Here is an 11,359-nt window from a genome sequence, read left to right on the forward strand (position 1 = left end):
TAAGCATATTTAGTATTGATTCTTGCAGGATATTAAGTGAATTCAATCGAACGTTTAACTGAGGTATTAATGCGCTTAGCTATAGAGGCAAAACAAATCGATACTCTAAATACTCAAAACAAATCTCATCGATTAATTGAAAACAACAATTTATTTTCTCCTTCTTTATTTTTCAGTCAAAGTGATCGTTATTTACCTTACGTAGAGGAAATTGAACGTAGATTAGCTGAATTTACACGATTAGTTGCATCCAACAAAATAGAGTTATCAATAGTATTATTAGAACATTTAGAACAACAAATTGCCGCAATATCAAATGCGTTAAATGCTAATTCAACCATCCATCAAGCAGCAAAACTAAGCTTTGATGCTAATAAAAAAGTAAGAATTAAAAAAGCCAAAGCTAAACAGGTTAATAAATATCGAGATATGGCAAATAACTTGGTTTTAAACAGCCATCAACTCTATCAAAAATTAACAGAGCATCATGAATTTGAACGGCGCCTAATGGATATGCTCTTAGAAAAGGAGCGGCAAAGGGTAGAATGTAAGAAACATGAAAGTGAAAAGCTATCCATTGAAGTGTTAACTCTACACCAACGTCTTGGACGTTGTCGTAAAGCTATTACAACTATTGAACGTGATATTGAGCTAGCAGAAAAACGCTAATGCTATATAAATATTCGCATTTTTTCTATACTAACGTTAGTATTTGATCTGCGCAAAGAATATCTTATGTAATCCTAGTGGTTTTTACATCGAGAATATTACACTGAACTCCCAAGGTTCCGGCTTAAAAGTCTCCGGAATGACAAATACCGATTTTGAAGGATATATATGATAATTTCTGATGACATTCATAATTACTATGAAAAACTAGTCACACTTCACTTTTCTTTAAGTAAATTTGACGAAAAATATGATGACGACTTTTTAGCCGATTTAACCTGCGTAGTACTAAATCAACTACCAGCTCGCTATATTCGTCACGAAGTAGATATGGCTTTTTTCTTACCTGCATCAGAACGTTTTGAAATGGAAGAAAAAGTAAAAAAAGCAATTAGTAAAGCGATAGAGTTTATGAAAATCAATCACGAAGCGAACGAATAAGTATCGAAGATATAATGGTATTTCCAGCGCTTTTATAATTATTTAGCTGGCTTATTTGGTTGGGTCTCGGCCTAATGTTCTTACAACGAGTTCTTAAGGACTTCCAAACGGACTGATTTCGGTAATAAAAGAACCCTTACGTCTATGAAGATAGGGGATATTTGAAGCTTTCATGTAGCAAAAATTGTAGCAAAAATGCTATTTCTGGTGTAACCCATTGATTTATAAGATTGGGTGGCGGCCTAACCAGCCACACCTCGGCACATGAGTCGTCTGCTGCGGTTGCTTCCTTCCGGACCTGGCCGAGTTCACAGAGTATCATTGCGAGGGGACCGAAAAGGCCACCATAATAAGCCTAACCAAAAGAGTTAAACATCTCTTATATTGGTTAGCGGCGCGAATTATCGCTAATCAAACGTTCGGATGCAAGCACTAGTTAGCTATTTTCGAGTAACGCTACACTACATGAGGATTTTTTACACAATTAAGATAAAATTTCCCTTAAACTTGACTCATTCAATTTCAATAACAAAATCAGATTAGCCGTGTAAAGGACAACTTCGGCAGAAAATTGGCTTTTCGATGTGATTGACCTACCACTTGCCATCCTAAAGCGATGAGCATAGATAAACTAATAGAGGACGAAATCGCCCTTGTTTGAATGGAATATATTAGGTAAGTCTACCTGACTTACCTTTATAAATTAACGTCATTAATGAACGCCGTTTTCTTGCTGAGCTAACTTCTCATGTAGCTCTAATAAAACAGATTTCATCACTAATAGATTATCTTTACCTAAACGAAGTAATAACTTATCAGCATCCGGTAAAGCTTCAAGTTCAGAGTCAGCAAATTTATACATAACACTCGGTTGTATTAATGCCATAGATGATTTAGGTAACTCCATATCTAATACACGAGTTATCGCATCTTGCAAAGTGCGAGTAAAATCATCCTCATAACCTAGTTCAGTATAAGCTTCGTCAATTAAAGGCTTAATTTCACTATACCACTGAACCAAGTTTTCACTGTCCATTGATCTTAATAAATCAACATATAAGCTAAAGCGTCGACTTGAATTTTCATTCCATTGCCAAACATTTTGCTTCACTGGTAAAGGACTATCTGAATCGGTTTGTTCTGGTTTTTGAAACGATTGTTGAAAACTAACACTCTCTATTGCAGGTGTGAACTTAGCGTTAGGCAGAATAAAAGGGCTATGCTCATAAGCAATAATTCCTTGAGCAAAGTTATCAGTAAAAACGACAAAACGCCTAATCATGTCTTCATCAATGATAAGTTTAAGTAGCTCTTTACGCCAAGTGATTTCTGGTAATTTTAACTTTAACCAATCGTCACTGTTATCCAATGAAGGTAAGGGTTCTATTACTGATTCAATAACTTCTTCCTCAACAACGACTTCCGGTATTTCAATTATAGGTTCAGGTAGTTCTTCCACTGGTTCAGGTATTTTTTCCACTATTATCACGGGCTCATCAATAACAACGGGCTCAGACTTATCGCCAGTAAATTGCCATGCTACACCGATAGCTATAATCACTAAAATAATAAAAACGATCAATGGCCACGACGCTTTATTTTGACTCGCCTGATCACTTTTCTCTAATGATTGATTTAAGTTGTCCATGTTTACCTATACCCATGTTACTTCAATATGTCGGATTCAGCTGGAATTAGAAACGCCTTTAGGCAAGGCTTTGATTGAAGAGAATGGTTGTTCCATTGTCGAAATCAATAACGTAGCATAAAGCGTTTCTAAACCAACCCTACGGGGCGTATGAGCAAATCACGCTCATCGTTGCTCCTTTTTTTAAGGGAACAACCATTAATAAAAACAAGCGCCTTGATCATGAGTCGCTCAAACGTCCTGAAACTCGCATCTTGGAGTATCATGGGTATATACATTATTAATTTTAATATTTTTCATGCTATCGTTACTCAGGCATGAGTAAATGCGTTTTTTGTTGTGCTAATTGTTTCAAGTACTCCCAAACCGTATTCACTTGCGATAAGCGTTTACTTTCTGGGTGAGTAACAAGATAAAAGCTACGCACTAATTTAATATCATTAATGCATAATTTAACTAAGCTAGCATCTTGCTCCGCTAAAAAGCAAGGCAAAATACCGATTCCTAAGCCACTTTTTATGGCGCTATATTGACTAGTTATACTGGTACTTTGAAAACTAGGCGCAATATCTACACGCAACTTAGCGCTAAGTTCTTTCAAATATGATAGTTGTTCGGTGAATAATAAATTATCGACATAGCTAACCCATTGATAATTAGCTAGCTGACTGAACTCTACTTTGTTGTGAATACTTTCAAGATAACTTGCATGACCATATAACTGCAACTGATAATCACAAAGCTTAGTAATAATAGTAGAAGTACTTTTCGGTTTTTCAACCGCAATAGCAATGTCAGCTTCATTACGACTAATTTTTACATCACGGGCAAAATGTACCAGCTCTATTTGTATATTAGGAAATTTTTGTTTGAGTGCCATTAAATGAGGGGCGATAAAAAAACTGCCGAACGCTTCTGTTACGCCTATACGAACTCGGCCACTGTTTACACTGTTTTGCTCTTTTATGTCATCAAAAGCTTGTCCAGCGTCCAACTCCATCCGTCTCGCATATTGTAACAATTTAGTGCCGTCAGACGTTAACACATGACCATCAACAGTACGCTCGAATAGCTTAGTAGCTAAGCTTTCTTCCAGTTTATGTAGACGGCGCGACAAAGTTGAGGCATCAACGGTTAACCGCTTGGCAGCGATTGATAGGCGTTCACTGCGTGCAACTTCTAAAAATAATTTAATATCATCCCAGTTCATTCTTGTAGAGTAACAATATCGATAGTCAAATGCAAAAATGCAATGCAGGCTGCATTTTTACCTATTGCTGAATTATTGATAAAAGACTATTTTATCATCAACTCTATTCTCTTCTATTTAAGGCTTGTCATGACAATTAAAGAAATTCCACTGATCATTAATGGTGAAAAAATTCGTTCAACCACCGATACTTGGTTAGATGTTTTAAACCCTGCTACTCAAGAAGTTGTTGCTCGTGTGCCTATGGCAACCAAAGAAGAAGTTGCTGCAGCAGTAGCTAACTCAGCAGAAGCATTCAAGTCTTGGTCAAAGGTTTCCTTAACCAATCGTATGCGTATTATGTTAAATTTCCAACAATTGGTTAGAGAGAATACCCAAGAGCTTGCCGAATTAGTTACTTTAGAACATGGTAAAACACTGCCTGATGCTGAAGGCGAAGTAGGACGTTCATTAGAAGCGATTGAAAATGCTTGTTCAATTACTCGCTTACAACTAGGAGAAATGGCCAATAATGCAGCAAGCGGTGTAGACACTTATACATTGAATAAGCCAATTGGTGTTGGTTTAGGTATCACGGCATTCAACTTTCCACTAATGCTGCCATCGTTTATGTTCCCACCAGCAATTGCCTGTGGTAATACGTTTATTTTAAAACCATCAGAGCAAGCGCCTTCTTCAACAATTCTTCTTGTTGAATTAGCACTTAAAGCAGGTATTCCTGCAGGTGTATTGAATGTTGTTCATGGTGGCCCAGATGTAGTTAATCAATTAATTGAAGCTGAGCCAGTAAAAGCGGTTTCATTCATTGGTTCAACTGGCGTTGGTACACACGTTTATAACCATGCCACAAAGCATGGTAAACGTGCCCAATCAATGATGGGCGCAAAAAACCATATGGTAATCATGCCTGATGCAAATAAAGACAGAGCTATCAATGATTTACTTGGCTCAGCTTTTGGTGCAGCAGGACAGCGCTGTATGGCTAACCCCGTAACAATTCTAGTGGGTGAATCTCGAAACTGGCTACCTGAAATTGTTGAACGAGCAAAACAAATGAAAATTGGACCTGGCACGCAACGTGATGCAGATTTAGGCCCAGTAGTATCACCACAAGCTAAAGCGCGTATTATTAGTTTACTAGATTCAGGCGTTGAACAAGGCGCTACCTTGCTTGTTGATGGCAGAAATTGCCAAGTTGAAGGTTATCCAAACGGCAACTTTGTCGGACCAACGTTATTTACTGATGTAACGACTGATATGGATATTTACACGCAAGAAATTTTTGGACCTGCTTTGTGCGTATTAGAAGCAGAAACATTAGATGAAGCAATTGCAATAATTAATGCTAATCAAAATGGTAATGGTACTTCTTTATTTACCTCTTCTGGTTGGGCTGCACGTAAGTTTGAAAATGATATAGATGTTGGTCAAGTTGGTATTAATGTGCCAATTCCTGTACCCGTAGCCTATTTCAGCTTTACTGGTTCACGCGGCTCTAAATTAGGTGATTTAGGACCTAACGGCAAACAAGTAATCAGCTTTTGGACCTATACAAAATCTGTGACCGCTCGTTGGTTCGAACCAGATCATCAAGATGGCTCTGAAATTCACTCAACGATTAGTATGAAGTAAGTAGCGAGCCCTTCGACTACTCGTTCCTCGCGCTCAGGATGCACGGCTATATTTATTCCGTATGGCTATATTTATTCCGCTTGTCCTGAGCTTGTCGAAGGAAGCCTGTCGAAGGAAGCTTGTCGAAGGAAGCCTGTCGTACTCCGACTGCTCATTCCTCGCGCTCAGGGCAAGCTGTTATACTATCCCCGCTTGCCCTGAACCGCTTGCCCTGAGCCGCTTGCCCTGAACCGCTTGCCCTGAGCCGCTTGCCCTGAACCGCTTGCCATGAACCGCTTGCCCTGAGCCGCTTGCCCTGACCGCTTGCCCTGAGCCGCTTGCCCTGAGCCGCTTGCCCTGAGCCGCTTGCCCTGAGCCGCTTGCCCTGAGCCGCTTGCCCTGAGCCGCTTGCCCTGAGCTTGTCGAAGGGTCGAAGGGTCGAAGGAAACTAAAATTATTTTTCATTTAATAATTTTTGATAGTTTTCTATCGCTTCAGGGTTTCCTTTATTACGCTGACAAACACCTTTTTGATATTGATAGTTAAATACATCAAACCATAAATCAAGTAGATGCCCGTTAGCTTTTTCACCAAACATTTCAAGTACTCTAGCGCCAACTTCCGCCGTTGAAAATTGATGCTCTAATTCAGTTTTTCTAACCGTATAACGCGACTCAGCGCCTACGGGAGATGACATATTATCAAGTAACTTTTTGGGATCAAAAGATACCAGAGGGAACTTATCTAAATAAGGGCTTTTTCGGAACATTTTTTTTGCTTCACGCCAACTACCATCAAGCATAATAAACAGTGGCCTTTTACCTTGTTCACAGATCACTGTATTCGAGTGAACTTGGCGATCATCACCAGCATATTCTTGTGGAAACACGACAAAAGGCTGCCATTGCTCATCCTCTAGCACTGCCTGTAATTCAGGATTTTTTGTTGTACGTGACCATAAGAAAGCAAAGGTATCAGGAATTAAATCAGCAATTAACTTGCCTGTATTACTTGGTTTTAACACTTCAGTGTCATACATCAGTAGTAAAAATCCTGCATTAGTATCTACAGTGCCCTTTTTAGGAGCAATAGCACAAATACAAAAGGTTGCGGCCAAGCGGCACAAATCACAGCGAATAACCCGCTGTCCTCGTGCTTTATAAGTGGTGGTACTCAGGCTTTTTCTAAATTGATGTAATCGATGAACTGCATGCATGAAGAATTAAATATAAAATAAACAGTAGACTTGTAATGATAACACTACCGAGTCTAGTGTTAAATTTTTTAGTTAGCCTATTTTATCTCATACTTTGATCATTTACTTTTTATTCAATCTAGCTGAAATAACATTGATATTGGCGAGCGGCGAAACACTGGATTTTAATTGTTCTTCTAATTGATCAATATTAACAATCGGTACGCATAACGCATCCGCTTTTCGTTCAATTGTTTCTGTTCTTATCTTTGTTTCAGTCGCAATGTTTTCACCAAAAGCTTTCATGCGTGTTTCAAGTGAACTGCCCTGTTTTCCTGACAGCAGCATTTCTTGACCCATAACAACTAATAAACTTCCCATCGAGTTTATTACTGCCTTTTCTACTGCTGATTCAATACGTTGTTCAAATTGTTTACCAAGAATTTGTTCACCGGTAATGTCTTTATTATCTACACCATTTCCACCAATGGTAATACCATGCTCTGGAGTAAAACGCGTAGCAACTTCATCCCGTAATACAGAAAGCTCTTTTGTTAATTCTGCGCCAACTGTATTACCTTCACCTAATAGATCATTGAATGCTAAATTAACCCCCTCCAGTGCCAGATCCACACCTTCAATAGCGACACTTCTAATTTGCGGTACTATTTCGCGAATACTAGTCGCGTATTGAGTCACTAACTTTTGTTGCTGGTCAGTTAAATTAACTTCCTTTCCGTGAATAATTAAGCTCTGATCATTTCTAATTTTATAAAGGGTTTTCTTTTTATTTGCAGCGCCTTTTGTAACGTTAAAAAATTCAAGTGTTGTTACTGTTAAGGTTAAGCCCGCATCAAGTTTAATATTGCAAGTATCTTTGGCGTAGAGGTTTTCAGAAGAAAAAATTGAAAGTACTGCTACTGCTGGTAATAGTTTTACTGTTTTATTATTTAATATAAATGGATTATGCATGGCGATAGCCTTGTTGTGTTGTTTTATTAATGAACATTTTTATCTGGCAATATTATTACAAAAAAATGCTATGTTTATTTGTTTTAACTATCAATGAATAGAAATAAAAGCATACAATAGTGAATTTAAAAATAACTTTTGTTGGGTTAAAATCACTAAAAATTAGTATGTTTCTATTTTATATAAAACCATTAATCATTTTGCATTTCAAATAGTCTAGATTGACATCGTTGAAACTCAAAGCTAAGTTGCTGCCCTTGATAAAGCTCTGTTATATCAACGTCTGCACAGACAATTAATTGAATTTTTCGATCATAAAACTCATCAACTAAAGCGATAAATCGTCGAGCTTCATCATCTAATTGGCGTAAGTCGCCCAACAATACACCGCTTCGCTGATAACTATCTTCGACACCAGAAAATACTGCCGGTATCAGTTTCCCACCAAACTGTGGCACATTACTTATTAATACCGTATCAAATAGATCCGCTAATTGCATATAATCACGTTGGCTACGAGGACCAGAGCAAAGGGCAAAAAAATCAAACCAAATATGCTTACTACTTTTACCTAGATAGCTAATTTCACGGTGATTAATCGTTATATTTTTTGAAGTTATACTTTTTGAATAATTACCTTTCAGCGCAACATTGTCAGCACTAGTCGTATTAATAGCACTGAGTTGTACAAAACGATCAGCTAATAACTCCTCACCATTTTGATGACTAAAATAATAGTTTTTATAATGGTGTTTATAGTTTGTCAGTCGATGATCAGTTTCACCATCGATAGATACTACCTGACAAAACTGATTAATAAGGTGAATTGTTGGTAAAAATCGCTCTCGTTGTAAGCCATTACGGTAAAGTTGCTCTGGTTGACAGTTAGAAGTGGTAACCAGCGTTACTCCTGAAGCAAAAAGTGCTTCAAACAAGCCTGAAAGTAACATCGCATCACCAATATCACTAACAAAAAACTCATCAAAACACAGTAAACTAATATCATCTGCCCAACGTTTCGCAATATGCACAAGTGGATTATCAATCGCTGATTTTGATAAAGATAGCTGATTTAATTCTTGATGAATACTTTCCATAAAGCGATGAAAATGAATGCGTTTTTTCTTCTTTAATGAAATGTTTTCATAAAACAAATCCATTAACATGGTTTTCCCACGCCCTACTCGGCCATAAAAATATAGGCCTTGAGTAACTGGTTTTCTTTTATTACTGGTGATTCTTGACAAAAATTCAAAGGATGACTTTTTATTTTTTAGTCTATCGTGCTCAGCTAAAACAAGCTGCTCAGATAACTGTGCTAAAGCCCGTAAGGCATTATGTTGTGCTTTGTCTTCACAAAGCACATTCTGGGTGAGTAACGTTTGATATTGTTCTAGCAAAATATGAATATGAGCTAAGAATTAATTTATACGGTTAAATGGCGTACTTTAAAACTACGACCTTTCATTTTACCGTTAGTTAATTTCCGTAATGCTAATTTCAATATTTTTTTATCAACCGCTACATAAGCCTTAATATCAAGCACATTGATTTTCCCGATATCTTTACCACTTATTTCCGCGCCAGAATTTTTAGCCGTTAGCGCACCCAAAATATCGCCTGGACGAACTTTTTGTTTTTTACCGCCATCAATTTGAATTGTGGCCATTTTGGCCTGATGCCTATCATTTTTTAGTACATCGGTAGCGGGTAATAACTCAGGCTTAATTGTTTGCTCAAGCGCATCTTCTATCAAACCAACCTTGTAAGACTCTTTATCACTATATAAAGAGATAGCTAAACCTTGAGCACCCGCTCTGCCAGTACGACCAATACGATGAATATGAATTTCGCTGTCATGGGCAATATGATAATTAACCACCAAATCAAGCGCATCTATATCTAAGCCACGGGCAGCAACATCAGTGGCGACTAGAATTGCGACACTTTTATTAGCAAAGCGTAATAAAGTTTGATCTCTATCTTTTTGTTCTAAATCACCATGTAATGCTAAAACACTGAAACCATCATCATGTAAAGCATTACACACTGCTTGTGTTTCTTTTTTGGTATTACAAAAGATAGCAGTCGATTCAACAGGGTTATCCAGTAATAATAAACGTAACGCGGCAAATCGCTGAGTATCATCTTCAACCTGAAAAAAGCGCTGACTAATATTAGATTGATCTTCACTCTCGCTAACTTTCACCATTACTGGCTCAGTCATAATGCTTTCGCTGATCGCTTGAATTTGTTTTGGAAAGGTGGCACTAAATAACAAGGTTTGACGATCAAGAGGCGTTCGCTCAATAATATTATCAAGCGCAGCTTCGAAACCCATTTCTAACATACGATCGGCTTCATCGAGTATCAACAAGTTTAAATCATCTAATTTAAGCGTGCCTTTAATAACGTGTTCTTCAATACGACCCGGCGTACCGACAATAATATGAGCACCATGTTCTAGTGAGCCTATTTGCGGACCAAAAGGTGTTCCGCCACACAAAGTTAACACCTTAATATTATGAACAGCACGCGCAAGTTTTCGTATTTCTTTAGCCACTTGGTCAGCAAGCTCACGTGTTGGACATAACACCATAGACTGAATACGAAAACGCTTTACTTCTAACTTTTCAAGTAAGGCTAAGCCAAAAGCAGCCGTTTTGCCTGAGCCCGTTTTTCCTTGAGCAATAACATCTTTGCCCACTAACATTTCAGGTAAACTCATGGCTTGAATAGGCGTCATTTCCTGATAGCCAAGCGTAGATAAATTTTTCAATAAATCTTGATGTAAGTTTAATGAAGAAAAAGCTAATGTTGCTTTGTCATTATTGATTGATGCGCTCAAGGGTGTGCCTCTATATTTTCAGAATTAGGAGATAAAACTTTCAAGGGAAAGTGAATCAGCGCATAATAACAGCAAATACCTTCTCCCCCTAGTTATTAACTTCCTATGATCATAGAATCTAATGCGCTTTTAGTAAAAGAGTGGCAATCATTACACAACAGCCATGAGCGTTATGAACAATATGCCTTAATTATTAAATTATTTTCTGTGGCAGTAACCTTGTTTTCGTTAGCTTTCTATCACGAAAATAGGGTTATTATTTTAATATTGACCATTTTATGGTTACAAGAAGGCATTTGGAAAACTTATCAGGCCAGAACTTGCTATAGAATTGAGTTAATTGAACAGGCACTCCTTGAAAATAATCTGGAAGCATTTCAATTTTATCGACAATGGTCTGAGAATCGCCCAAGTTCAGCTGGCTTGGTTATGGAATATCTAAAAACCTCGCTAAAGCCAACAATTTTATACCCCTATATTCCGCTAATATTCATTACATTAATTGCTCAGTAGTACAACTGAAAACGAATAATGTTAACTATTAAAAATAAAGAGAAATATAATATGAATCGTAAAAAGAAGATGAATGACACGTTAAAAAAGAAACTAAAAAAAGCGAATGCTAAATTACATACCAGTAACAAGCCCCGCTATATATCTAAAGCAGAGCGTGCCAAACTCGAAGAAGAACAAAAAGCAACAGAAACGCAAGAAGCGAGTTAAATTCATTAATTCGCTTGTTACGCCTAACGATTTATAATTTAC

At 37.5% G+C, this 11,359-nt stretch carries 11 protein-coding genes and 1 other RNA gene; 5 read left to right on the forward strand and 7 right to left on the reverse strand.

The window, feature by feature from the left end; all coding sequences use genetic code 11:
* Positions 1-36: 36 nt before the first annotated feature.
* Complete coding sequence (priC, locus tag DWA31_RS03045; RefSeq protein WP_245942459.1) at positions 37-669, forward strand: primosomal replication protein PriC; 633 nt, start codon at positions 37-39, stop codon at positions 667-669.
* 168 nt (positions 670-837) lie between these two features.
* On the forward strand, positions 838-1,110 hold the full coding sequence (locus DWA31_RS03050) for a late competence development ComFB family protein (protein WP_114325197.1): 273 nt from the start codon (positions 838-840) through the stop codon (positions 1,108-1,110).
* 241 nt (positions 1,111-1,351) lie between these two features.
* Here the strand turns inward: DWA31_RS03050 and ffs are convergent.
* From ffs to DWA31_RS03070, 3 genes are all read right to left on the reverse strand, one after another.
* Positions 1,352-1,448: signal recognition particle sRNA small type (gene ffs, locus DWA31_RS03055), an RNA gene on the reverse strand.
* A 374-nt stretch (positions 1,449-1,822) separates the two neighbouring features.
* Positions 1,823-2,758, reverse strand: coding sequence for a DUF3014 domain-containing protein (locus DWA31_RS03060; protein WP_114325198.1), 936 nt, complete (start codon positions 2,756-2,758; stop codon positions 1,823-1,825).
* Between the two features lie 307 nt (positions 2,759-3,065).
* Complete coding sequence (locus tag DWA31_RS03070) at positions 3,066-3,968, reverse strand: LysR family transcriptional regulator (RefSeq protein WP_114325199.1); 903 nt, start codon at positions 3,966-3,968, stop codon at positions 3,066-3,068.
* Positions 3,969-4,097: 129 nt separating this feature from the next.
* Here DWA31_RS03070 and DWA31_RS03075 point away from each other — a divergent pair, with 129 nt between their 5' ends.
* Positions 4,098-5,600 carry a CoA-acylating methylmalonate-semialdehyde dehydrogenase gene (locus DWA31_RS03075; RefSeq protein ID WP_114325200.1) on the forward strand — a complete coding sequence of 501 codons (1,503 nt, stop codon included), beginning with the start codon at positions 4,098-4,100 and terminating at the stop codon, positions 5,598-5,600.
* A gap of 433 nt (positions 5,601-6,033) precedes the next feature.
* On the opposite strand, the gene DWA31_RS03085 is transcribed toward DWA31_RS03075, so the two are convergent.
* The 4 genes from DWA31_RS03085 to dbpA form a co-directional block, all read right to left on the reverse strand.
* Entirely contained in the window at positions 6,034-6,795 is a 762-nt protein-coding gene (locus DWA31_RS03085) for a tRNA-uridine aminocarboxypropyltransferase (protein WP_114325202.1), read from the reverse strand.
* Positions 6,796-6,897: 102 nt separating this feature from the next.
* Complete coding sequence (locus DWA31_RS03090) at positions 6,898-7,746, reverse strand: DUF2884 family protein (RefSeq protein WP_114325203.1); 849 nt, start codon at positions 7,744-7,746, stop codon at positions 6,898-6,900.
* A gap of 191 nt (positions 7,747-7,937) precedes the next feature.
* Positions 7,938-9,146, reverse strand: coding sequence for a cell division protein ZapE (zapE, locus tag DWA31_RS03095; RefSeq protein ID WP_114325204.1), 1,209 nt, complete (start codon positions 9,144-9,146; stop codon positions 7,938-7,940).
* Positions 9,147-9,172: 26 nt separating this feature from the next.
* Positions 9,173-10,594: an ATP-dependent RNA helicase DbpA gene (gene dbpA, locus DWA31_RS03100; protein WP_245942460.1), complete on the reverse strand. Its 1,422-nt coding sequence runs from the start codon at positions 10,592-10,594 to the stop codon at positions 9,173-9,175.
* A 105-nt stretch (positions 10,595-10,699) separates the two neighbouring features.
* On the opposite strand from dbpA, the gene DWA31_RS03105 reads away from it, so the two are divergent.
* Positions 10,700-11,107, forward strand: a complete 408-nt coding sequence (locus DWA31_RS03105; protein WP_114325205.1) for a hypothetical protein — start codon at positions 10,700-10,702, stop codon at positions 11,105-11,107.
* Between the two features lie 51 nt (positions 11,108-11,158).
* On the forward strand, positions 11,159-11,317 hold the full coding sequence (locus tag DWA31_RS03110) for a DUF2986 domain-containing protein (RefSeq protein WP_114325206.1): 159 nt from the start codon (positions 11,159-11,161) through the stop codon (positions 11,315-11,317).
* Positions 11,318-11,359: the final 42 nt, after the last annotated feature.

The sequence above is a fragment of the Candidatus Colwellia aromaticivorans genome, assembly GCF_003333305.1.
Lineage (GTDB): Bacteria > Pseudomonadota > Gammaproteobacteria > Enterobacterales > Alteromonadaceae > Colwellia > Colwellia aromaticivorans.